The sequence below is a fragment of the Alkalibacterium sp. 20 genome, assembly GCF_001885615.1.
In the GTDB taxonomy this organism is placed as follows: domain Bacteria; phylum Bacillota; class Bacilli; order Lactobacillales; family Carnobacteriaceae_A; genus Alkalibacterium.
Window position 1 is genome coordinate 78826 of the sequence record NZ_LSRN01000034.1, and the last position, 24180, is coordinate 103005.

Here is a 24180-nt window from a genome sequence, read left to right on the forward strand (position 1 = left end):
AAAATAGGCCTCTAAACAAGAAAACAGAGCGAAAAGTTAGCAGAATGGATGGACATATGATGCAAAGAAAAGTGATGATTCTAGGGATCCCCTTCGATAATATGACTCGTAAAGAATTCCTGAAAAACTTAAATGAACGACTAAACACGCATCAAAAAACATTTTTAGTGACCGCCAATCCGGAAATCGTTATGTATGCAAAAAATAATAAAGATTATTATGATTTGTTGATGCAGGCAGATTATATCGCGCCGGATGGTATTGGTATTGTTAAAGCCTCTCGTAAATTGGGCACGCCAATTCAAGAACGCGTTCCCGGATTTGAGTTGATGCTCGGTTTACTTGAAATCGCTGATTTAGAAGAGAAAAACGTTTATTTTATAGGTGCTGAAGAAGAAACTTTAGAGCTCACCATTGAAAAGGTAAAGAACAAATGGCCTCATATCAATATTGTCGGTTATCATCACGGGTATTTTGATCATGATGATCCGGAAATGATCGAGAGAGTGAAAAATACTAATCCTGATATTGTATTTGTAGCGTTTGGTTTTCCTAGACAAGAAAAATGGATCAGTCACTATCTTAGCCGAGTATCTCATGGAATAGCAGTCGGCGTAGGAGGTAGCTTTGATGTGTTATCCGGTAAAACGAAGCGTGCACCGAAATTTGTTCAATCTTTTCATATTGAATGGCTGTATCGTTTAATTAAACAGCCCTCGAGATATAAACGTATGGCCGTATTGCCAAAATTTTTGCAGGAAGTTTATAAACAGAATAAGAAGGAAAAAAAAATATGAAAATTGCTCATATAAATGCTGGAAACGAAATCGGGGGTGGCCTTGTACACATCATCTCGTTGCTTAAAGAACTTGAACAGGATGGTGTCGACTTGATTGTCTTTGAGGAAGGTCCCGTAGCTAAAGCAGCGCGCAAAGAGGGTATTCCAGTATATGTTTTTGAACAAAATAACCGCTTTGATATTAAAGTGTTGTACCGTTTACGACAATATATCAAAGAACAAGATTACACAATTGTACACACCCACGGGCCACGAGCCAACGCGCTCATAGCTCTCTTGAATCCTTTTATACACGTGTATTGGATAATGACTGTTCATAGTAATCCTTTATTAGATTTTAAAGATAGAGGAATCAAAGGAAAAGTGTTTGAGACGATTCACCGTCTGACTTTTAAAAGAGCAGATGGCATCATAACTGTTTCCAATGAAATAAAGGAAGTGTTACATTCTTTTAATGTTTCCCCTGATCGCATTAAAGTCATACATAATGGTATAAGATTTTCTGAATCGGCCGAACAGGGTCCCATGATACAATCAAAGGTGTTTACTCTTATTACTGTAGGCAGACTTAATAAAATCAAAGGCTATTCTAACTTGATGGACGTCTTAAGGACAGTTGAATTTGAAGAGTGGCAATGGGTAATCTGTGGTGACGGTGAAGAAATGGAGACTTTAAAGAGACGTGGAAGAGATTATGATTTGTCTGGGCATTTAAACTTTAAAGGCTGGCTTTCCTCAGCTGAAATCAAGAAAGAATTAAATCAGGCGGACATCTTTATGCTTCCCTCTTTGAGCGAAGGTTTTCCGTTGACTTTACTTGAAGCAGCTGATGTAAACGTGCCTGCCGTTGCCACAGATGTAGGAGACGTCAAAGAAGTGATCAAAGATTCAAGTATGGGGTGGCTCGTTCCCCCAAATGATAACAAAAAAATAAAAGAAGCCCTATTGCAAGCTTATTCACTCTGGGAAAAAAATAAACTAAGTGAAAAAGGAAAAAACCTCCATGCCTGGGCGATACGTTTTTCAATCGAACAACAGGCGAAAGCCGTAAAATCATTTTATCAGGAAATTTTAGTAAAAAACCCAAAATAGAAACTTTTCTATTTTGGGTTTTTGTTTCTTTCTAGCTGTAGGTACGCCGATGATTAATACAGAATAAACGCGATAAGGCGCGAATTATGGTATACTTCAATACGGAGTTACCTTATATAATTAGGAGGAAAAACGATGTTTCAGACCTATGCAGATGATAGCATGGCATTGCATACAGATTTTTACGAATTAAATATGATTTATACTTATTGGAAAAAAAAGAACCACCTAAATAAGGCCGTTTTCGAAGTTTATTATCGGGATAATCCTTTTGGGATTGGCTACACAGTTTTTGCCGGGCTTGAAAGAGTTGTGGATTATATTACAAATCTTAAATTTAGTGAATCAGATATTAAGTACTTAAAAGAAATCAAAGAATTTCCGGAAGACTTTCTAGAGTACTTGGAGAATTGGACATTTAAAGGAACCGTCCGTGCATTTAAAGAAGGAGAAGTTGCCTTCGCCAATGAACCTTTGATTCAAGTTGAAGGCCCCATTGCAGATTGCCAATTAATAGAAACAGCATTACTTAATATTGTTAATTTTCAAACACTCATTGCTACCAAAGCCTCTCAAATAAAGAGTGCGGCAGGTGATGACCCTGTCCTGGAGTTCGGTGCGAGACGAGCGCAGGAGTTTGATGCAGCGATATGGGGATCACGCGCAACTTATATTGGCGGATGCGATGCGACGAGTAATACGAGAGCAAGTAAAATTTTTGGTATACCCGCTTCTGGGACACATGCCCATTCATTGGTGCAAGCTTATAGAGATGAATACGAAGCCTTTAAGGCGTATGCCGAGACACACAAAGACTGTGTTTTCTTAGTCGACACCTATCATACGCTTGATTCGGGCGTGATCAATGCCATACGAGTAGCTAATGAAATGGGCGATAAGATCAACTTTTTAGGTGTCCGCTTAGATTCTGGAGACTTATCGTATCTATCCAAACGTGTAAGACAACAATTAGATGAAGCGGGTTACCCGGATGCAAAAATTTATGTGTCTAATGATTTAAATGCGGAAACAATTTTGAACCTCAAGATGCAGGGAGCAAAAATCGATGTGTGGGGCGTAGGTACCAAAATGATTACAGCCTTTGATCAGCCTGCATTAGGAGCAGTATATAAAATTGTTTCTGTTGAAGGAAACGGCGGAACTATGTATCCAACCTTAAAACTTACAGCGAATGCGTCTAAGATCACCACACCAGGGAAAAAACAGGTTTGGCGTATTCGTTCGCATAATAATGTGAAGCCTGAGGGAGATTACATTGCCCTTGCTGATGAACGTCCCGACCTGCAGGATGAATTGTTTATGTTCCACCCCCAATACACGTATATAAACAAAACATTAGATGACTTTGAAGCACGTCCGCTGTTACAAGATATAATCGTGGAGGGAGAACTGGTTTACAATATGCCTTCTCTTGAAGAGATCAAGGATTATGCAAAAGAGAGTTTATCAGAACAATGGGAGGAACATAAACGCTTATTGAATCCGGAGCCGTATCCTGTTGATTTATCACAAAAATTATATGATGAAAAAGTAGAGACAATTAATTTTTTCAGAGAAATTGCAAAAGAGAAAACAACGATGAATAAATCATTTTTTTAAGATGATTCATATCGATGTTAAAGGAGAGTAGATAGGAAATGATGTCTGATTTACAGAAACAAATAGTAGAAGAAATGAATGTTTCACCTACCATTGATGCTAAAGAAGAAGTTCGCCGATCTATCGATTTCATGAAAGAATACATGCTGAAACACTCCTTTCTTAAAACGTTTGTTTTAGGGATGTCTGGCGGACAAGATTCTACATTACTGGGAAAACTTGCTCAGATAACTGTTGAAGAATTACGAAAAGAAACAGGGGATCAAACGTATTTATTTATAGCTTTAAGATTGCCTTATGGTATACAAGCAGATGAAGCAGACGCAATGGCTGCTATTGACTGGATACAACCAGACAAAATGATGCGTGCAGATATCGAACCATCTGTGGATGCAACTGAAAAAAGTATAGAAGCTAATGATTTGAAAGTAAGTGATTTTAATAAAGGAAATATAAAAGCACGTGAACGTATGAGCGTCCAGTATGCGATAGCCGGCGAAACAAAGGGTGTTGTTTTAGGGACAGATCACGCTGCCGAAGCAGTCACAGGCTTTTACACGAAATATGGTGATGGGGGAACAGATGTCAATCCGCTGTTCCGTTTGAATAAAAGACAGGGCAAACAATTACTTTTAGCGCTCGGTGCACCAAAACACTTGATAGAAAAAGTACCAACAGCTGACTTGGAAAGTGATAAGCCCGGTATTGCAGATGAAGCTGCCTTAGGCGTGACCTATGATGAAATTGATGATTACCTGGAAGGCAAAGAAATAGAAAAAGAATCAGCAGAAAAAATTGAGAAATGGTACCTTCAAACACAACACAAGCGTCACTTACCAGTTACGATCTTTGACGATTTCTGGAAGTAGACGCAACATCGCTGTGTTTTTCAATGAATACAAAGATGTTGCTCATTATTGTTACGCATTAATTTAGCAACAATAAAAAAGGAGGATTCTTTGTGACAAAAGTATACACTAACGCTCATATCTTTACCGGCGAAGGAGAAATTGAAAATGGGTATATCCGTTTCTCTGATGAAATAATCGGTGTAGGTAAAATGGAACATTATACTAAACAAGTAGAGGATGAAGAAGCGGATTTACGCGGCCATTTTATTGTACCGGGTTTTATTGATGTCCACAGCCACGGTGGTTATGGTGTGGATAACATGGATGCGGATGCCGGGAAAATTAGTGACATGACGTATAAAATGTTAGAAGAAGGAATCACTTCATATTTTCCAACAACGATGACCCAATCAGATGAAAAGATTGAAGCTGCTTTAAAAGCAATCGATAAAGCGGCTAGTATGAATCCGATGATTCGTGGCATTCATGTGGAAGGACCGTTTATATCAAAAAAATTCAAAGGCGCTCAGCCGGAAGAATTTATTCGTGTTGCTCAGCTTGATACACTGAAAAAATGGCAGGAATTAAGTGGAGAACGTATTCGCCTCATTACTTATGCCCCGGAAACGGGTGAAGTTTCAGAGTTTGAAGAGTATTGTCAAGATAATGATATCATCTTATCTGCAGGCCATTCAGGTGCGACATACAAGCAACTCAAAGAATCAAAGGCCACGCACATCACACATCTTTTTAACGGCCAATTAGGCTTACACCATAGAGAAATTGGGGTCAGTGGATACGGTTTACTAGAAGACGGCGTAAGCGTTGAAATGATCGTCGATGGGTTTCATATTTCGGAGGAAATGGTAAAACTTGCTTATAAAACAAAAGGTGCGGACGGGATTCAATTGATTACAGACGCTATGCGCGCCAAAGGTTATCCGGAAGGTGAGAGTGAGCTGGGGGGGCAGAAAGTCATTGTGAAAGACAAACAAGCACGTCTAAGCAATGGTTCCTTAGCAGGGAGCGTACTGACCTTTATAGACGCATTCAAAAACATGATGAATTTTACAGGTTGTTCAATGTTAGAAGCGGTCAAAATGAGCTCATTCAACCAGGCTAAAGAGTTTAATTTAACTTCTAAAGGCCAATTATATCCAAGTTTTGATGCAGATATGGTCGTGCTGGATGAAGACTTAACATTAAGACAAACAATCCTAGGAGGAAAAATTAATGAGTTCAACTAAGCCATCTAATATGAAAATTGAGATCGTTAAAAATAAAGAAGAAGGCGCTAAAGTGGCGTTTCAACTTATACAAAAAGCAGCAAATGAAGGCGCAACCGTTTTTGGGCTAGCCACCGGCAGCACACCGGAGACATTATATAAAGAATTAAGATTAAGTGATGTTGATTTTTCAGATAAAATTGCTGTCAATTTGGATGAATATATTGGACTAACGGCTGATCATCCACAGAGTTACAAGACTTTCATGCAGAAGCAACTGTTTAACAAAAAGCTGTTTAAAGAAACGCATATTCCAGACGGTTTGGCACCCGAAGAAACTGAAATAAAACGGTACAATGATATTTTAGAAAAGTATCCCATTGATGTTCAGATTTTAGGTATAGGGACAAATGCTCATATCGGTTTCAATGAACCGGGAACAGCCTTTGATACCGAAACGCAGAAAGTTAAGCTGACGGAAGAGACTATTGAAGCAAATAAAAGTAATTTTGATTCTGAAAAAGATGTACCCAAATTTGCCTATTCAATGGGGATTGCATCCATTATGGCTGCTAAAAAAATCATTCTGATTGCTTATGGTCAAAACAAAGCAGATGCCATCGCGAAAACAGTGAATGGACCTGTTACAGAAGATGTTCCTGCCAGTATTTTACAAAAGCATTCTGATGTCGTTATTATTGTTGATGAAGAGGCGGCCAGCCAGTTATAATCTATGAGGTGTTAGTTAGCTTGTAAGGAAGGAAACATTATGTCGAAAAAAGTACCCGTTTATATTGCCATGCACAATGAATTAAGACAAAAAGTATTATCAAAAGAATGGAATAAAGGTCAAAAAATACCTTCTGAACGTGCACTGGCAACTGAATTTAATGTCAGTCGGATGACGGCTAGACAAGCGGTGAGTTCTTTAGTTGAAGAAGGTTTATTGGAGCGAAAACAGGGTGCGGGGACATTTGTTGCATCGGATAAAGTCAGAGAAAAATTGAGTGGGATCCCAAGCTTTACCGAAACTATTGAAAAACTCGGAAAGACCCCCTCGAGTCAACTTGTTTCTTTTTATACTAAACATGCAAGTGAGAGCGAAGCCGAAAAACTACAAATTAAACAAGATGAAGAAGTATTGGTCATGGAACGCATACGATATGCAGATGACGCCCCCTTATGTTTTGAGGTAGCGACTATTCCTTATCATATTGTAAGTGGAATCAACAAAGAAGATTTGAAACAACACTTATACCAATCGCTTTCAGATATTGGGTACCATGTGGCTCGGGCTGAACAAGTCATATCCGCAACATGGGCATCTGAGTATGTAGCTGATATGTTGAATGTCAAGAGAGAGTCTCCAATTTTAAGATTAAAACAAGTGAGCTACACGCAGGAAGATAACCCTTTTGAATATGTCAGAGCCCAGTATGTTGGTTCCCGTTATGAATTTTTTATTGAAGCGAAGAGTAACTAAAAAGAATGTCTCCTGTCTTTACAAACTAACCGTATGGAAAACATCTTAGGTGTAGTTAATAAAGAGGGGAGACACTCTTTTTTTAATTATTTATTTCATCATTACTGTTTTCTTCGGGTAGTCCTTCTGATGACGGATCTAGTTCAAGGTGTTCACGTAATGTACGTCTAGCTTCGTCTAGTGACTCTTCATAAGGATTCCATACGTACAGGTCATGACCGTAGGAAGGGAAATAAACATATTCTGCAGCTCCAGAGAACTCAACTGATTCAATGTTTTTGCCTGCAGCACTATAATTAGAAGCAACTGTGAGGATTTGCTGACCTGACATATTTGTTTGCAGATTAGGACGAACGGCGTTAAGAATTGGTGTGAGATTAGTGACTGAATTAAATGATAGAAGTTCTTCGATCACTGCCTCAATCACTTCACGCTGACGGTCTTGTCTACCGAAGTCACCTCTTGGATCTTGCTTTCTCATCCGAGAATAGCCGAGAGCTTCTTCGCCATTCAACTTTTGAATACCTTCTTCAATGACAATGGCATCAGCCTTTTCGTTGCTGTCCTGAACAGTGAAGGACAAAGGGGAATCGACAGTTATACCTCCAACGGCATCCACCAGATCGACCAGACCTTCGAAATTCAACGTGGCATAAAAAGAAATCGGAATCGTTAAGTAATCTTCGGCGAAATCGATTAAACCAGTCATACCAGTAATGGGATAAATGGCATTGAATTTTTCTTGTTCGTTGCTGTTAGGTAAAGTGATCAAAGTGTCACGTGGAATCGATAATATCTTTGTTGATTCCTCGCCAGGATTGACAGTGGCGACCATTATTGAATCAGATCGCGTGGCTTCCCCTTCCCCTTCAGCGTCTAAGCCTAGGATGAGGAAAGAGATAGGGTGCAAATCTCTAAGTGAGGCGTCTTGTTCACTGGTGTCTTTTAATTCTTCAGGTGTATCTTCGTTTACATCTTTAAGAAATTCTCTCACTTCATTAGCATAATAACCGGCAATAATACCGAAAGTTAAAAAAACGAGTACGCCTAGAATTAGTGAAAGACGTTTCAGCTTTTTAACTCGCTGTTGTTTATCAATATGTTTATCTGATTGCATGGGGGACCTCTTTTCTAAAGGGGAAAATGAGCAGTATCTCCTTAATTAGTTTAATCTAGTTATCGTTTAATTGCAATTGTATTTTCAAAGTTTAGAATGCTATAATGGGTCCAAAATAGCATGAAAAGAGAATGATAATGTTTGATATGTATATTGTATTGCTCGTTAGTATATTTACGATGATATTCTCACTTATATTAACGCCACTGTTTAAACGACTGGCTGACAAGTGGGACATCGTAGATGATCCGGAGCCAAAAGTAAGAAGAATTCATGAGAAAAGAATGCCGACCATGGGCGGTATAATAATTTATTTGTCATTTTATCTGGCTACCTTTTTCTTAGTACCCATTCCTTATAATCAGTTGATACCTCTATTCGCAGCCTCTTCAGTTATTATTATAACAGGAATCATTGATGATCTGTTTGAATTATCTCCGTTGTTAAAATTACTCGGGATAATCACAGCAGCTAGTCTTATCTATTTTTATGGTGACGTCGCGCTGGAAACCATGACATTTCCGTATTTAGGTACGATAGAATTTGGTTCTTTTCAACTTCCATTTACTATTCTATGGATAGTTGGTTTTACTAACGCCATAAATCTCATAGATGGTCTAGATGGATTAGCCAGCGGGATTTCAATGATTGCCCTAACGACGATGGGAATAATCGGTTTCTTTTTTCTAACCATTGAAGAGATCTCTATTTCTGTGATGATTTTTATTCTAGTCGCTGCCATTGCAGGTTTTTGGCCTTATAATTTTTATCCGGCCAGTATTTTTCTTGGAGATACCGGAGCCTTGTTTTTAGGTTTTATGATAAGTGTGTTTTCTTTACAGGGCCTAAAAAATGCAACGCTTATTTCTCTAGGTCTACCTATCATTATCTTAGGTATTCCTGTAACAGATACCTTATTTGCTATGATTAGACGAAAGCTGAACAAACAATCCATTGCTACCGCAGATAAAAGTCATATTCATCATCGTTTTATGAGTATAGGGTTGTCACATAAGCAAACAGTTTTAGCTATTTATAGTGTGTCTGCCATCTTTTCAATTATCGCCTTGCTCTATAATTTTTCTACACTCATTGGTTCTGTTTTATTGACACTTTTTGTGATCATAGGGGTTATCTTGTTTGTAGAACTCATTGGTCTTGTTGGTGAAGATAAACACCCAATTTTGAATATAATTAAAGCGTTCTTACGAAAATTAAATAAATAGAAAACCTCACGAATTATAGATAATAATAATTCGTGAGGCTTTCTTTAATTTATGGTACTACTTGTGCCTGCGGTAGGTTCTTCATCATACGGCATAGACTCTGACGATGTTTCCGTTTTGTTTAACGAATTTTTTAATTCGTTTTGAATGAGGTTATAACTTTCTGGTTTGATTTCAACTAAATCCATTCCTCGTTCTGTAAAACTGGACCATTCAAAGATATGTGTCGTAATCTTAAATGAGTCGTTTAAACCGGTTTGAGCAATAGCCGTCATATCACGCATCCGCAGATTTGTCTGCATATTGCTGCCTACTGTCTCAGCTATGCCGGTATATTTAGTGAGTGAATCAAAATTTAATGCTTTTTTTATGATAGCTTCAATAATCAACTGCTGGCGATGACCGCGATTCACATCATTATCAAGCTTGCGTGTGCGTGCTAATGCCAACGCTTCTTCACCGTTCAAAGTCTGTAATCCTTTTTCTAGAGCAATCGAACCCAGCTGATCGTTGGAATCCATTTCGTTTATCGCAACAGGAACATCCATTTCAATCCCACCGAGTTCATCTATAATATCCAAGAAAGCGGTGAAGTTAAAGGTCGCATAATAATGTATAGGCACATCCAGCCATTCTTCAACTGTTTGAACCATAGCGCTCTCTTGTCCGACAGCATAAGCCGCATTGATCCGGTCAAAGCGAATGGTTTCGCCTTTGTGTTTAATCGGTACGAAGGTATCTCTAGGGATGGAAACCATATTCATCTCGTGTGTCATCGGGTTAATGGTAGCGTAGATGATAGAGTCAGCACGGGTGGAATCGAGTTGACGGTCTTCATTATTGTCGACACCTAAAAACAAGAATGAAACAGGTTCGTCAATGGGATTAACTTTTTCAATAGGTCCTTGCCGGTCTATCTCGGCGAATGATGCGTCAATTTCATTTCCAATTGTCGCAAAAAGCTTAGCAAAATAAACTGTACCAATCAATATAATTGTAAATAGTGGAATCAAGATACTCAAAATGATGCGTTGCTTTTTTTTCTTCTTTCGATTATTCACGTGTGTTCGAGAAAAATTAGACTGATTAGTTTGATAAGACAATAGGGTTACTCCTTTAAAGTGAGTTGAAAGACGGTCCTTTACTATTATTATGCTAAATGACTCACGTGTCAATATGTGAGGGGAAACTGACTAAATAGAAACAGTCGGTTTTGACAAGCTGTTCATCATTCGCGCTTGTTTTTTACGATGTCATTTATTTTCAATTAGCAACGGGGACTTCTATCCATGCTTTAGCGCCTGTTTCAAAAGTGGCGTTCCCGCTTGTCCAATTGGTTGTTTCTTCCATGAATAGTTCTGCTTTTTCTATAGGGATAAGACAATTATAGGTTACATCTGCTGTATAATCAGTGGAATGGATGGTGTAAGCGGACTCCTCTAATATATTCTGAAGTTTAGCACTCACCGGATAGGCGACGGATACAGCAACAAATTGTTGAAGCTGTTTTTCAACGATTCCAATATGATTGAGCGCTTCGTTCGTGACTTGTCCGTAGGCTCGAATGAGCCCGCCAGCGCCTAATTTGGTTCCGCCAAAATAGCGAGTGACAACAGCCGTGATGTTTTTGACGTTTCTTTTTTTTAAAACTTCCAAGATTGGAACGCCAGCTGTCCCGCTCGGTTCACCATCATCAAAAGCGCGTTGAATGTGATCAGACTCACCAATTAAATAAGCATAACAATTGTGACTAGCTTTAGAATGTTCTTTTTTAATCTGTTCAACAAAAGATACAGCTTCTCCTTCAGATTCGGTGCGCTTAAGTGTGCAAATAAAGCGAGACTTTTTTATATTTATTTCGTGCGAGCCATGTTCACGAATTGTTCGATAATTTTTCATGATTCCGTCCCTTTCATTTAGTCACAAAGTTGGTGTACAATAGAATACATGCTATAGTATAAGGGTGTTTAAACAGGTGATTTTTAAGGAAGTGAGGTGAAAAAATGCGTACAGCCATTGTAACAGATAGTACAGCATACTTAAACAAAGAAGAGTATGAAAAGGATAACGTTTATTTCGTCCCGTTGTCTGTCATTTTTAAAAATGAAGTTTTCAAAGAAGAAGTAGACATTACATCAAATGAATTTTTTGAAAAAGTGAGAGAATGTGAGCAGCTCCCTACCAGTTCGCAACCGACAGTGGGAGAATTAACAACGCTGTATCAAGAATTACAAGATGACTATGATGCCATTATCAGTATACATTTATCCGGTCGAATATCTGGAACATTTCAAAATGCTTATAGTGTGGCCAACTCTTTAGAAGGCATTACTATTTATCCATATGATTCTGAACTAGCCGGTGCCGGACAAGCCTTTCTTGTGAGAGCTGCAATGAAGTTGGCTAAAGAGGGACAATCAATTAATGCAATCATTGACGAGTTAGATAAAATAAAAAAAGAACTAGAGATTTATTTTATTGTTGACGATCTGACTAATTTAATCAAAGGCGGACGATTATCGAGAGCTGCAGGTGGCGTAGCAACGGCGCTTAAAATCAAGCCAGTTCTGACTTTTAGAGCAGGAGAAATTGTTGCTTATGACAAAATCAGAACTAAAAAGAAAGCCTTGAGAAAAATTGAAGGGTTACTCGAAGAGTCAGTATTAAATAAAGACTATCCTATCGTGGCGACGATCGTTCACGCTTATTGTGAAGAAGAAGCGCAAGCGTTTAAGGAACATTTGGAAATCAAGTTTCCTACGGTACGATTTACCTCCAGTTTTTTAGGTCCTGTTGTCGGCGTTCATACAGGGGAAGGCGCCATTGGGATGTCATGGACAAAGGATATCCACTAATTATAATTTGCTATTATACTATTATTTCAAAGCATCAATCATTTGATGCTTTTTTTTTACCCAAAAAAGTGATTTTTTTATTTGTATGTAAATAGTAGTAGTAACCATTTAGTTAAGGGATGAAGAAAAATGCCAGACTATTCGTTAGTATACGGAAGAAGTTTATTGAAAGAAGAAGTTGGTTTCGAACTGACTGAAGAAATAAAGAGTTCTATTTGTGTTGAACCCGCTTTTGTTATTAGTGACGGAAGTAAAAGGTGTGCACGCTGTTCAACGCGTTCTGAATTGTCAAAACCTAATCCATGCATATGTGGGAACCATTGTCTCTATTGCAGAGAATGTATTGCTTTAGGTAAAGTAAGGGAATGCGCTCAGCTGTATTCACTGCCAGAACCTAATCAATATGAATCATACCAAAAACCCTATCTAAAGTGGCATGGGAAATTATCAGAGCAGCAAAGAGAAGCTTCCAAAGTAATCACCGAAAGCATTAGAGAGCATAAAGAATTAGTCGTTTGGGCTGTCGCAGGTGCCGGTAAAACAGAAATGCTCTTTAAGGGGATTCAAGGGGCGTTAGAAAGCAATAAACGTGTCTGCATAGCTTCACCTCGTATTGATGTGTGTTTGGAATTGGCCCCGCGGATGCAACGTGTCTTTCCGGAGATCCCGATTGCTGTATTATACGGGGGAGCAGAAGAAGATTACCGGTACACGCAACTTGTCATTGCGACAACACACCAGTTGTACCGATTTAAAGAAGCTTTTGATGTGGTTATCATCGATGAGGTGGATGCTTTTCCCTATCACATGAATGCAGCCCTTCATTTTGCTACAAAAAAAGCTCGGAAAACGTTGTCAAGCCTCATTTACTTAACGGCGACGCCGGATAAGCCTATGCAGAAAAGAATAAAAAACAAGCTGATAGAGGCAGTTATATTACCAGCCAGATATCATGGGTATGCTTTGCCAGTTCCAGAAGCTGTTTATCAAAGGAGTGATTCGATCAATTACAAAAAAGGCGAGCACACCCGTTTGATTAAACATATGAAGCGATTGATCGCACAAAAAAAGCGTTTTTTGGTCTTCATACCAACGATAGCCTTAATGGAAAAAATACAACCCTTTTTTCAGATGAATTTTCAAAGAGCATCATTTGAATGTGTACATTCCAAAGACGCTGACCGGAAAGAAAAGGTGCAAAAAATGAGGAATGGAGAACTGGACTTTTTGATGACCACGACTATTCTGGAACGCGGAGTTACTTTTGAAAATATTGATGTAATTGTCTGGCGTGCGGATCATCATGTATACACCGAAGCGGCGCTTGTACAAATTTCTGGTAGAGTGGGGAGATCAAAAAATCATCCAACCGGGAATGTGACGTTTTATCATCAGGACTGGACGCGAGCGATAAAAAAAGCGCTGAAACAAATCAGACAAATGAATCGCTTAGCTCAGAAAAGAGGGTTGATCCAATGAGTGTGTGTTTATGGTGCCTTGAAAAGGTTGAAGATAGTTTGTCGTTTGCTAATCTTTTTTACCGTAATGTAATGCCCAGACAAATGTGTGATCATTGTTATAGTCAATTGAAGCCCGTGAGTAAAGAAACTGTAAAGTGTGCCGGATGTGAAAAAATGTCGGAGGATGATCTCTGTCTGGATTGCAGAAAATGGAAAAAAACATATCCGGAGTATGATTTTAAACATCGCAGTTTATTTTATTATAATGAATTTGCCAAAGCTTATATGAAAAAATATAAGGTTATGGGAGATTGCGAACTGTCGTCTTTATTTGCGCTCGAGTTGAAAGCCCACTTGGGACCGCTCTCTAAACAGTCACGTATTATTCCCATTCCGATCAGTCAAGGTAGCAAGCAAACAAGAGGTTTCAATCAAGTTGAACTATTATTAGACAGCGCTGAGATCCCGTATATAAGAGCTCTTGAAAACGTAGGGCAAGGGGAGAAACAGTCCAAGAAAAACAAAGCGGACCGAATGGAAACACAGCAACCATTTATCCTTGAAACTGAGATGGAATCACTTGTTACAGGTGCTTCGGTACTATTAGTTGACGATCTATATACGACAGGACGAACCTTGTTTCATGCTGCCGATGTCTTGAAACAGTATTCACCCAAGCGCATTGAGACATTTTCTCTGTTCAGATAATTTAAGTGGTTCAGTAAAGTGTACTTTCGTTGAGAAAGGGAACGCTATCATGTATAATTAAATCAAGCAAACATAATCGGTTTGCTTGGAGATGGTCTTGGTCAGTGTTTTAAGGTCAAGACTATACTAGATATTGGAAGGGTGAAGTATTATGCTTAGATACAATGTTAGAGGCGAAAACATTGAGGTGACTCAAGCCATAAGAGAATACGTAGAAAAGAAAGTCGGTAAGATTGAGAAATATTTTAATGATGTGCCAGAAGCAAATGCACATGTCAATTTGAAAACTTATTCTGATAAAACGGCTAAAGTAGAAGTCACTGTTCCACTCCCATATGTGGTTTTACGTGCGGAGGAAACTTCCCCAGATTTATATGGAAGCGTCGACTTAGTTGTCGATAAATTAGAACGCCAAATGAGAAAATATAAAACAAAAATCAACCGTAAGAATCGTCGTACACAAGGTGTGGATGTGCCTCAGCCCACTGACTCTGATTTATGGGCAGACTTAAACATGGATGACGACGATGATTTAGAATTAAGCGCATCGATTGTTCGAACAAAACGTTTAAGCCTGAAACCAATGGATGCCGAAGAGGCTGTCCTGCAAATGGATATGTTGGGTCATAACTTCTTTATTTTTGAAGATGCTGATACTAATGGTACTAGTATCGTTTATAAACGTAATGATGGGAAATACGGATTAATTGAAACAGATTAATTTCAACAAAAAGGCGAGCGAATATGCTCGTCTTTTTTTATTGGAAAATTTTGAAACAGTTGTCTATATTTATGGGAACAAGTCTTTTATTTGAACCTGAATAATGGTACAATTATAAGGTATGATATATTCCAGAAGTATAGTAGTAGAAATGAAACGATAGAGGAGATTTGTATTCATGGCTCATTTATTAAAAAGAATATTTGAAAATGATAATAAAGTTTTAAAAAGATATGGTAAGTCAGCTGACAAAATTGAAGCATTAAGTGCTGAGATGAAAGCTTTAAATGATGACGAGTTAAAAGCGAAAACTGTAGAATTTAAAAATCGTTACGCGAAAGGCGAAACACTAGATGACTTGCTTGTTGAAACGTTTGCGACAGTAAGAGAAGCTGCACTCCGTGTTCTAGGATTGTACCCGTTTAGAGTGCAATTAATGGGAGGGATTTCCTTACATGAAGGAAATATTTCCGAAATGAAAACGGGTGAAGGTAAGACCCTTACAGCTACGATGCCTGTTTATTTGAACGCTATTTCGGGCGAAGGCGTACATGTCGTAACGGTCAATGATTACTTGGCAACACGTGATGCAGAAGAAATGGGCGAATTATACAGATGGATGGAATTGACAGTTGGGTTAAACCTGAATGCAAAAACATCTGCTGAAAAAAAAGAGGCCTATCTTTGCGATATCACCTATTCAACGAATAACGAACTAGGATTCGATTATCTTCGAGATAATATGGTCGTTTATAAAGAACAAATGGCTCAACGTCCACTGAATTTCGCTATTCTGGATGAGGTCGACTCGATTTTGGTCGACGAAGCACGAACACCATTGATTATTTCTGGTCAAGCAAACAAATCAACATCCTTCTACACACGCTGTGATTTCTTTATCAAAGGTCTGAAAGAGGAAGAGGATTACACGATCGATTTATCTTCTAAATCCATTTCATTAACTGAAGAAGGTATTGGAAAAGCTGAGAGCACCTTCCATGTAACTAACTTGTATGACATTGAACATCAAGCCTTAGTACATCACGTCGATCAAGCGTTACGTGCGAATTATATCATGTTACGTGATATCGATTATGTTGTGGCTGATAATGCAGTGAAGATTGTTGATCAATTTACGGGGCGTCTTATGGAGGGTCGTCGCTATTCAGATGGCCTGCATCAGGCAATCGAAGCAAAAGAAAATGTTGAGATTCAAAAAGAATCTAAAACAATGGCAACTATTACGTTCCAAAACTACTTCCGTATGTATAAAAAATTGTCTGGGATGACAGGTACAGCGAAAACGGAAGAAGAAGAATTCAGAGAGATTTATAACATGAATGTTATTGCCATTCCTACTAACCGTCCGTTAATTCGTGATGACCGTGATGATTTGCTTTATCCGACGCTTGAAAGCAAATTTAATGCTGTAGCTGAAGATATTAGAGAGCGTCACGGTAAAGGGCAACCTGTACTCGTGGGTACGGTGGCTGTTGAAACATCTGAAGTGATCAGTGATCTCCTTAAAAGAGAAGGCATTCCACACGAAGTCTTGAATGCGAAAAATAACTTCCGTGAAGCTGAAATCGTCGTGAATGCCGGACAACCCGGTGCCGTCACGATTGCAACAAACATGGCTGGACGTGGGACAGATATCAAATTAGGTCCCGGCGTTAAAGAAATTGGTGGATTAGCAGTTATTGGTACTGAACGTCATGAATCAAGACGTATTGATAATCAATTAAGAGGACGTTCTGGTCGTCAAGGAGACCCTGGGGTTTCCCAATTTTACCTTTCTCTTGAAGATGATTTGATGAAACGTTTTGGATCTGAACGTATCCGCATGGTCCTAGAGCAACTGAAAATTACAGAAGATGATGCCGTCATCCAAAGCCGAATGATCAGCCGCCAAGTGGAATCAGCTCAAAAAAGGGTTGAAGGAAATAACTATGACACACGTCGTAACGTACTGAAATATGATGATGTAATGCGTGAACAGCGTGAAGTTATTTACTCGCAGCGTTTAAAAGTGATATTAGAAGAAGAGTCGCTAAATTATGTTGCAGTTCCTATGATCAAACGCACTATAGAACGTTTTGTTCAATTGAATACTCAGCAAGAAGACTCTTCAAAATGGAATTTAGAACACATTGAAGATTTTGCACACACGACCCTGGTTCATCCTGATGATTTATCAGTCGACGATTTAAAAGAGAAATCAGCGAGTCAAATCGAGGGAATTTTAATTGATTTATCTCTGGCAAATTATGAAGAAAAAACATCTCAACTTAATGGGAAAGAACAAGTACTCGAATTTGAAAAAGTAGTTGTCTTGCGTGTTGTTGACAAGAAATGGACAGATCATATTGATCAGATGGATCAATTAAGACAAGGAATTGGCCTGCGTTCATATGGACAATTTAATCCGTTGACAGAATACCAACAAGAAGGTTTCACATTGTTTGAAGAAATGATCGGTGAAATCGAACATGATGTGACTCGTCTGTTAATGAAATCTCAAATCAGACAAAACTTGAAACGTGAGCAGGCAACACCAAATGGTAACAAAAAACAAGTACGTCGCGCAGCCGAGAAACCAGCTCATTCGCATGATGAGGAAGTACACACACGATTGGGATAATATCAAACCTGGAAAAGGAACGGATAGTTTATCTGTTCCTTTTCAGCTATACAAAACGGAGGATAATAATGGAAATAAGTGAAATTACCAATAAATTGAGTGCAGCAAAACATAAAGTTGAAGACTTTAGGGGGTCTCTTTGACTTAGAAAAATTAGAAACAGACATCGCTGAATTTGATCAAAAAATGGCCGATCCCACTTTTTGGGATGATCAAGAAGAAGCGCAAAAGGTTATCAAAGAAGGCAACGAAACAAAAGAAGCTTATCAGACTTTTATAAATATGGAAGAATCGATAGAAGAGGTTGCCATCTTGATCGATATGTTGAAAGATGAAGACGATAAAGACATACAATCGGAAATCGAGTCGAATATAACGCAATTAGAAAAGGTCATCAATCAATATGAATTAGACATGCTCTTAAGTGACCCTTATGATAAAAACGATGCTATTATGGAATTACACCCTGGGGCTGGCGGAACAGAGTCTCAAGACTGGGGCGAAATGCTTTACCGCATGTACACGCGTTGGATAGAAAAAAAAGGACTATCCTACGAGGTGCTTGATTACCAAAGCGGTGACGAAGCAGGAATTAAAAGCGTAACGTTATTGATCAAAGGAACGAATGCCTATGGGTTATTGAAAGCCGAAAAAGGGGTACACCGGCTTGTCCGTCTTTCTCCTTTTGATTCAAATGGCCGACGTCATACCTCTTTTGTTTCTATAGACGTTATTCCGGAAATCACCGACGAAATAGATATTGTTGTTAATCCAGATGATATTCGTGTTGATACGTATCGTGCGAGCGGTGCTGGTGGACAGCACATCAATAAAACAGATTCAGCTGTACGTATCACTCATAAAGAAACGGGCCTTGTGGCTGCCAGTCAAGCCGGACGTTCTCAAATAGCAAATAAAGAACTAGCAATGAATATGTTGAAAGCCAAGTTATATCAAAAAGAAATTGAAGAAAAAGAGCAGGAAATGGCAGAAATTAGAGGCGAACAAAAAGAAATTGGTTGGGGTTCTCAAATCAGATCATATGTTTTCCACCCGTATGCTATGGTGAAAGATCATAGAACAAATGAGGAAACAGGAAATACTGATGCTGTTATGGATGGAGAAATCGATCCATTCATCAATGCTTATTTAAGGTTAACGATGAATAGATAAAAAGTGATTAATGATTAAATGCAGGCTTCTGATATGGAGGTCTGTATTTTTATTAGGAAGATAATCCGGTATTGTCATATTTTAGACAAAAAAAACAAGAAAAATAAAGGTAAGACTAATGTTGTAATAGTGTGTAACGCTTCCCATTTTAAGTGATTATAAAGCAATAAAATGGTTCGTTATACTGTCTAATCGTTATTTAAAACGCTTGAAGTGGTGAACGTAGGCAAAGAGAGGTTTGTTCTATCAAACTTTTATTTTTTAAAAAAACAGAAATGTTACGTTGAAACAATATTGTAATTTGTTTAAAACAGACATGTGTAAAAATGATGATATACTATGTATGGTTCCAAAAAGCAAGAGGAAATAGTTATAGGTTGCTTACCAGATTAGAATAAAAATCTAAAATAGATAGGTGATATAATTAATGATAGAGATGAAAAATGTCTATAAAAAATATCCCAATGGCATCACTGCTATTAATGGGTTGGACGTAACGATCGATCAGGGAGAATTTGTCTATATTGTGGGCCCCAGTGGTGCAGGTAAATCAACATTCATAAAAATGATCTACCGTGAAGAGCTGCCTACAAAAGGAACAGTCAAAGTGGGTAAATTTGATTTAATGAATTTGAAGAATAAAAAAATCCCGTTTTTAAGACGATACGTAGGCGTAGTATTCCAGGATTTCAAATTATTACCGCGTTTGACTGTGTTTGAGAACGTTGCGTACGCTATGCAAGTGGTCGGTAAAAATCCTAAGAACATCAAAAAAAGATCATTAGAAGTTTTAGAATTAGTTGGATTAAAACATAAAGTGCGCATGTTTCCAAATGAACTATCAGGAGGAGAACAGCAACGTGTTGCGATTGCCAGAGCGATAGCTAATATGCCACGTATACTCATTGCAGATGAACCAACAGGGAACTTGGATCCGGAAACGGCAGCGGGCATCATGGATTTACTTGAAGAAATCAATAATCATGGGACGACGATTATTATGGCAACGCACAACAGCGAAATTGTTAACCGCGTGAGACATCGTGTCTTGGCTGTTGAAAATGGACGTATTGCCCGCGACCAGGAAAGAGGGGAGTACGGTTATGAAATTTAGAGCAGCAGGAAGACATATAAAAGAATCATTTAAAAGTATTAAACGTAATGGATGGATGACATTTGCAGCTATCAGTGCTGTTGCTATTACACTATTATTAGTGGGGAGTTTAATTGCTCTCTTAATGAATGTAAACAAGCTAGCGTCAGATGTTGAAGAAGACGTCAGCGTGAGAGTGTATGTTGCAACCGGAACGGAAGAGTCAGAACAAGAAGCTTTGAGAAGTGAATTGGATGAAATCGATAATATTGAATCTATTGAGTTTTCAAGTAGAGAAGAAGAACTGGATAATGTCATGGGAAGCTATGGCGAGGAATTCGGACTATTTGAAGGGGACGACAACCCTTTACATGATGTATTCATTTTAAATACGTCATTGCCCGAGTATACTTCAGTAGTAGCTGAAGAAGCTGAACAGTTAGGTTCTGTGGTTGATAATGTTAACTACGGTGGAGCAGAAGCTGATCGACTCTTTGAATTGATGGGAACAGTAAGAAATGTCGGAGCCGTTATAATCGGTGCGCTGATATTCACAGCTGTCTTCTTAATTTCCAACACTATTCGAATCACTATCTTTTCAAGGAGAACAGAAATCGAGATCATGAAATTAGTAGGTGCAACAAACTGGTTTATTAGATGGCCATTCTTGATCGAAGGTGCACTGATCGGTTTTGCTGGAGCGTTGATCCCTGTATCGATTATTTCTTATGTTTATTTAAGAGGGTTTGATACATTAATGGGATACCTATCGGGCACATATTTCAGTTTATTACCGCCTAACCCATTCTTAATTCAAATCGTTATATTACTTCTAACTATTGGTATAGTTATAGGAAGCGTTGGATCATCATTGTCAATCAGAAAATTCTTGAAAGTTTAATTTAAAAGAGGGGAATTTTCCCCTCTTCCTACATATAGTCAGAAAAGCAGATAAGAAAAAAGCCAACGTGGATAAAAAAAGTATCTAAATGAATTGTAAGAAGCGTTTTAAATTCATCTCCAGGATGTTTATTTTTCTACTATCAATTCGGGCCCATTTACCATGTCGAAGGATATGCTTGGGTGCTCATACAGCGGCGGGTGCGGCTTTTGGCTCACTTGCACCTGATAAGTTGCCTTAGATGTGTTGCCAGATTCGGACGTCCTTAAATCTTAGTGTATAAATAAAACTCCTTATGTGAGGTCATACCGTCACATCGGGAGTTTTTTTGTACAAACAAAGTAAGTTATGTTTTAATATGATAAAATGAGATAAATATAGATTCGAAGGGATGAAAAATATGACATTGTTTCAAAATATCTTGCTGGCACTTTTGTTATTTTTATTGCAACCAACGTTTATCATTGGTGTCGTTTTAGCACTCTTATCCAAAAATAGACGTTTCAAGTACTCCAGAAGTAAGCTCAGAACGACTGTGTATAAAGAAAATTATGAGATCAAAAGATTAATAACGTGGGGTCTCATTCCTGGAGCAGTCATATCCTTGTTTTCAGTGGGTATAGGTATGCCGGTTACGATTGACTGGATCATAATCTATCATATTGTGACATTGTTATTTTTAGGTTTAGGCTATAGATTCATTCATCCAATCTTTACGTTTAGTACGGCGAGTTTGGTTGTATTAGGCTTGAGTTATTTTGTCACAGAAGCGTCATTATTTGGCGATATCCTGGAACAATGGAACAGTCCTATATTAAGTCAGACATCGACGAGTTTAGAAAGTACTCGAGTGATACTCGTTTTAGTTGTTTTGCTATTGATGAGTACTATAATTGTTTTGAACAAAGGAAATATGAATCAATTTGTCCCAAGATTTATGAAAACAAAACGTGGTAAGCTAGTAGCCAGGTACCGTATGAAACCTTTATGGCTGATTCCTCTGGTCGTTGTTGTACCGGGAGAAACGTTTACCGCTCTCTTTGATTGGTGGCCCGTTTTTTCAATGGGCAATCAAACCTATTCATTTTTGATCATACCTGTACTTTTAGGTTTCAGATACACCGTGCAGGCACAACTTCCTTCTGAAGCGAAACAGGCCATCATTAAGGATTTTTCACTACTTAGCGTGTTAAGCGTCCTGCTAGTGGGACTGACATTTTGGATTGAAGAATTCAGTGCAATTGGCCTAGTTGTGATGCTTGTTGGAGGCGTTTATGTGTTGTATAGACATAGACAGCGAGAAAGGAAATGGGCATTTAAATTCGGACCAGATCAAGATGGATTGCGTGTCGTAGCAGTAAGACCAAACAGTCCAGCCGAGAGAATGTCAATTGAAGTAGGGGATGTTCTTGTAGAATCGAATCAGATAAAATTGACCTCTTCTGAAGACCTTACTGAATCGTTGTTTAACAATCGCTCATATAGCAAACTTAAATTGAAACGATTGGATGGGGAACTTGTCATAGCTGAAACGCCTATTTATGAAGAAGATGCTCATGATTTGGGACTTGTAACATTGGAAGAAATCGAATACTAAACTTATTAACTTCTCAGTTGATGTCATTATTAAGGTTTAACCTTTAGTAATAACGTTAACGGAGAGGTTTTTTTTATGATGGAAAAAGGAATGAAAAAATGGTATCATGAACATATGAACATACATACATATGAAAGTGGTGTAAAGATGGAAATCGGAAATGAAACACTTGAAGATGCGGCATTATTGTTTAAAGCATTAAGTGATCCTCATCGGTTAGCCGTTGTTTATTATTTATCGTTAAATGATATGAATGTAAATACGATAGCAGATAATCTGAATATGGAACAATCGGCAGTCTCGCATCAACTGAAAATCTTAAAAGCCGCAAGACTTGTAAAATCACGCAGAGAAGGTAAGACTCGTATCTACTCTATAATGGATGAGCATGTTTATGAACTGATCAACCAAGTCGTCACACATGTTCAAGAAAAGAGGTAGAAAAATGACCGAATACAAATTACATGGGTTACATTGCAACAACTGTTCTATAAATTTAGAAAAAAAACTGAATAAATTCACATCTAATTCTGCCGTTAAAATAGATTTTGAAAATAATAAACTGACGCTAAATGAAACGGATGCGGCTATCGAGCAGATAAAAAAAGTCTTGGAATTTGAAAAAATCACGATGTCAGACATGGATGCTGATAACGAAAATACTCATAAAAGCAAAGAGGGACATTCCCATCAAGGACACCACCATGGTATAGAGTCTATAATGAATCAAGAAACGTCAAAAAAAATGATGTTTGTATTCAGCTTGAATTTATTCTTTTCAGCCATCGAATTCGTCTTTGGTTTTCTGTTTAACAGTATTGCTATTATGACAGATGCCATTCATGATCTGGGTGATGCGCTGTCTATTGGATTAGCCAGTTACTTTGAAAGAATCTCCACAAAAGAAGCGGATGATCAATATAGTTTTGGGCACCAGCGATTTTCTTTATTAGGTGCTTTAGTTACTTCTGTCATTTTATTAGGCGGCTCGATGGTGGTTCTCTTTAATGCTGTCCCACGTTTACTGAATCCGGAGCCTGTCAATCATGAAGGCATGTTTTGGCTCTCCATAGCTGCGATTGTAGCAAATGGTTTTTCTGCCTGGTTAATGAGTCGCGGGGAGTCGAATAATGAATCCTTGATCAACCTGCATATGATGGAAGATGTTTTAGGTTGGGTTGGTGTCTTATTAGTCAGTGTTGTTTTAAATTTTACAGACTGGTACTTCTTGGATCCCTTACTGTCCATAGCTATAGCGGGATTCATTGTGTATAAAACGTGGCCTCTATTCAGAGAAACGATTGAAATATTTTTAGATGCGACACCTAAACACTTGTCTCAAAAAAAGATAAAAGAAACCATTCTTTCGATTGAAGGGGTAACGAACGTCTCACATTTACATGTTTGGTCTGTCGATGGCAAGGAACATGCTATGACGATGACAATCAGTACAGCAGTGTCAGATATGCATGAAATCGAATCAATCAAGAAGAAGGTTAGAAAAGCTTTGTCAAACTATGCTATCCACCATTCGACAATTGAGATCGTCTATGATCCGGAAAATATATTAACAGAGGATTAATGGTTGAAAAGGGACAGCGAAGTTGATAATATAAG

Annotated in this window: 22 protein-coding genes; 19 read left to right on the forward strand and 3 right to left on the reverse strand. The window is 38.2% G+C overall.

What is annotated here, in order from left to right; all coding sequences use genetic code 11:
• Window positions 1-56: 56 nt before the first annotated feature.
• The 7 genes from AX762_RS06785 to AX762_RS06815 all read left to right on the forward strand — a co-directional run bounded on the left by AX762_RS06785 (window position 57) and on the right by AX762_RS06815 (window position 7071).
• Window positions 57-797 (forward strand): WecB/TagA/CpsF family glycosyltransferase, encoded by a 741-nt coding sequence (locus AX762_RS06785; protein ID WP_071848427.1) that lies wholly within the window; start codon window positions 57-59, stop codon window positions 795-797.
• Window positions 794-1891, forward strand: a complete 1098-nt coding sequence (locus tag AX762_RS06790; protein ID WP_071848390.1) for a glycosyltransferase family 4 protein — start codon at window positions 794-796, stop codon at window positions 1889-1891. The genes AX762_RS06785 and AX762_RS06790 overlap by 4 nt, the downstream gene beginning before the upstream one ends.
• Window positions 1892-2026: 135 nt before the next feature.
• Window positions 2027-3511, forward strand: a complete 1485-nt coding sequence (locus AX762_RS06795; RefSeq protein ID WP_071848391.1) for a nicotinate phosphoribosyltransferase — start codon at window positions 2027-2029, stop codon at window positions 3509-3511.
• Window positions 3512-3552: 41 nt separating this feature from the next.
• Window positions 3553-4380: an ammonia-dependent NAD(+) synthetase gene (gene nadE / locus AX762_RS06800; protein WP_071848428.1), complete on the forward strand. Its 828-nt coding sequence runs from the start codon at window positions 3553-3555 to the stop codon at window positions 4378-4380.
• 92 nt (window positions 4381-4472) lie between these two features.
• On the forward strand, window positions 4473-5609 hold the full coding sequence (nagA, locus tag AX762_RS06805; protein ID WP_071848392.1) for an N-acetylglucosamine-6-phosphate deacetylase: 1137 nt from the start codon (window positions 4473-4475) through the stop codon (window positions 5607-5609).
• A 10-nt stretch (window positions 5610-5619) separates the two neighbouring features.
• Window positions 5620-6318 (forward strand): glucosamine-6-phosphate deaminase, encoded by a 699-nt coding sequence (locus AX762_RS06810; protein WP_071848429.1) that lies wholly within the window; start codon window positions 5620-5622, stop codon window positions 6316-6318.
• A gap of 39 nt (window positions 6319-6357) precedes the next feature.
• The gene (locus tag AX762_RS06815; protein WP_071848393.1) at window positions 6358-7071 is read left to right on the forward strand and encodes a GntR family transcriptional regulator; all 714 of its coding nucleotides are present in this window, start codon (window positions 6358-6360) and stop codon (window positions 7069-7071) included.
• Window positions 7072-7153: 82 nt separating this feature from the next.
• On the opposite strand, the gene AX762_RS06820 is transcribed toward AX762_RS06815, so the two are convergent.
• The gene (locus tag AX762_RS06820; RefSeq protein WP_071848394.1) at window positions 7154-8188 is read right to left on the reverse strand and encodes an LCP family protein; all 1035 of its coding nucleotides are present in this window, start codon (window positions 8186-8188) and stop codon (window positions 7154-7156) included.
• Between the two features lie 137 nt (window positions 8189-8325).
• On the opposite strand from AX762_RS06820, the gene AX762_RS06825 reads away from it, so the two are divergent.
• Window positions 8326-9414 carry a glycosyltransferase family 4 protein gene (locus AX762_RS06825; protein ID WP_371261636.1) on the forward strand — a complete coding sequence of 363 codons (1089 nt, stop codon included), beginning with the start codon at window positions 8326-8328 and terminating at the stop codon, window positions 9412-9414.
• A 44-nt stretch (window positions 9415-9458) separates the two neighbouring features.
• Here the strand turns inward: AX762_RS06825 and AX762_RS06830 are convergent, their stop codons facing one another.
• Window positions 9459-10517: an LCP family protein gene (locus tag AX762_RS06830; protein ID WP_083432855.1), complete on the reverse strand. Its 1059-nt coding sequence runs from the start codon at window positions 10515-10517 to the stop codon at window positions 9459-9461.
• A gap of 160 nt (window positions 10518-10677) precedes the next feature.
• Window positions 10678-11313, reverse strand: a complete 636-nt coding sequence (locus AX762_RS06835) for a YigZ family protein (RefSeq protein ID WP_071848395.1) — start codon at window positions 11311-11313, stop codon at window positions 10678-10680.
• A gap of 104 nt (window positions 11314-11417) precedes the next feature.
• Here AX762_RS06835 and AX762_RS06840 point away from each other — a divergent pair, with 104 nt between their 5' ends.
• The 11 genes from AX762_RS06840 (at window position 11418) to AX762_RS06895 (ending at window position 24145) form a co-directional block, all read left to right on the forward strand.
• On the forward strand, window positions 11418-12269 hold the full coding sequence (locus AX762_RS06840) for a DegV family protein (RefSeq protein WP_071848396.1): 852 nt from the start codon (window positions 11418-11420) through the stop codon (window positions 12267-12269).
• Between the two features lie 129 nt (window positions 12270-12398).
• Window positions 12399-13748 (forward strand): DEAD/DEAH box helicase, encoded by a 1350-nt coding sequence (locus AX762_RS06845; RefSeq protein ID WP_071848397.1) that lies wholly within the window; start codon window positions 12399-12401, stop codon window positions 13746-13748.
• A 155-nt stretch (window positions 13749-13903) separates the two neighbouring features.
• Entirely contained in the window at window positions 13904-14437 is a 534-nt protein-coding gene (locus tag AX762_RS06850) for a ComF family protein (RefSeq protein ID WP_177244057.1), read from the forward strand.
• 151 nt (window positions 14438-14588) lie between these two features.
• Window positions 14589-15158 carry a ribosome hibernation-promoting factor, HPF/YfiA family gene (gene hpf / locus AX762_RS06855; protein WP_071848399.1) on the forward strand — a complete coding sequence of 190 codons (570 nt, stop codon included), beginning with the start codon at window positions 14589-14591 and terminating at the stop codon, window positions 15156-15158.
• A gap of 178 nt (window positions 15159-15336) precedes the next feature.
• Window positions 15337-17799: a preprotein translocase subunit SecA gene (gene secA, locus AX762_RS06860; protein ID WP_071848400.1), complete on the forward strand. Its 2463-nt coding sequence runs from the start codon at window positions 15337-15339 to the stop codon at window positions 17797-17799.
• A gap of 68 nt (window positions 17800-17867) precedes the next feature.
• Window positions 17868-18972, forward strand: a protein-coding gene (gene prfB / locus AX762_RS06865; RefSeq protein ID WP_177244058.1) for a peptide chain release factor 2 whose coding sequence is annotated in 2 segments (ribosomal slippage) — window positions 17868-17930 and window positions 17932-18972 — 1104 coding nt in all. Because the reading frame shifts where the segments join, the coding sequence is not laid out codon by codon here.
• Window positions 18973-19399: 427 nt separating this feature from the next.
• Window positions 19400-20086, forward strand: coding sequence for a cell division ATP-binding protein FtsE (ftsE, locus tag AX762_RS06870; protein WP_071848401.1), 687 nt, complete (start codon window positions 19400-19402; stop codon window positions 20084-20086).
• The gene (gene ftsX, locus AX762_RS06875) at window positions 20076-20966 is read left to right on the forward strand and encodes a permease-like cell division protein FtsX (RefSeq protein ID WP_071848402.1); all 891 of its coding nucleotides are present in this window, start codon (window positions 20076-20078) and stop codon (window positions 20964-20966) included. The genes ftsE and ftsX overlap by 11 nt, the downstream gene beginning before the upstream one ends.
• Window positions 20967-21366: 400 nt before the next feature.
• Window positions 21367-22563, forward strand: a complete 1197-nt coding sequence (locus AX762_RS06880; RefSeq protein WP_071848403.1) for a PDZ domain-containing protein — start codon at window positions 21367-21369, stop codon at window positions 22561-22563.
• A 75-nt stretch (window positions 22564-22638) separates the two neighbouring features.
• Window positions 22639-23004 carry a metalloregulator ArsR/SmtB family transcription factor gene (locus tag AX762_RS06885; protein WP_256244553.1) on the forward strand — a complete coding sequence of 122 codons (366 nt, stop codon included), beginning with the start codon at window positions 22639-22641 and terminating at the stop codon, window positions 23002-23004.
• A 4-nt stretch (window positions 23005-23008) separates the two neighbouring features.
• A complete protein-coding gene (locus AX762_RS06895; protein ID WP_177244059.1) occupies window positions 23009-24145 on the forward strand; it encodes a cation transporter in 1137 nt (378 codons plus the stop codon).
• The last annotated feature ends 35 nt before the right edge of the window (window positions 24146-24180 follow it).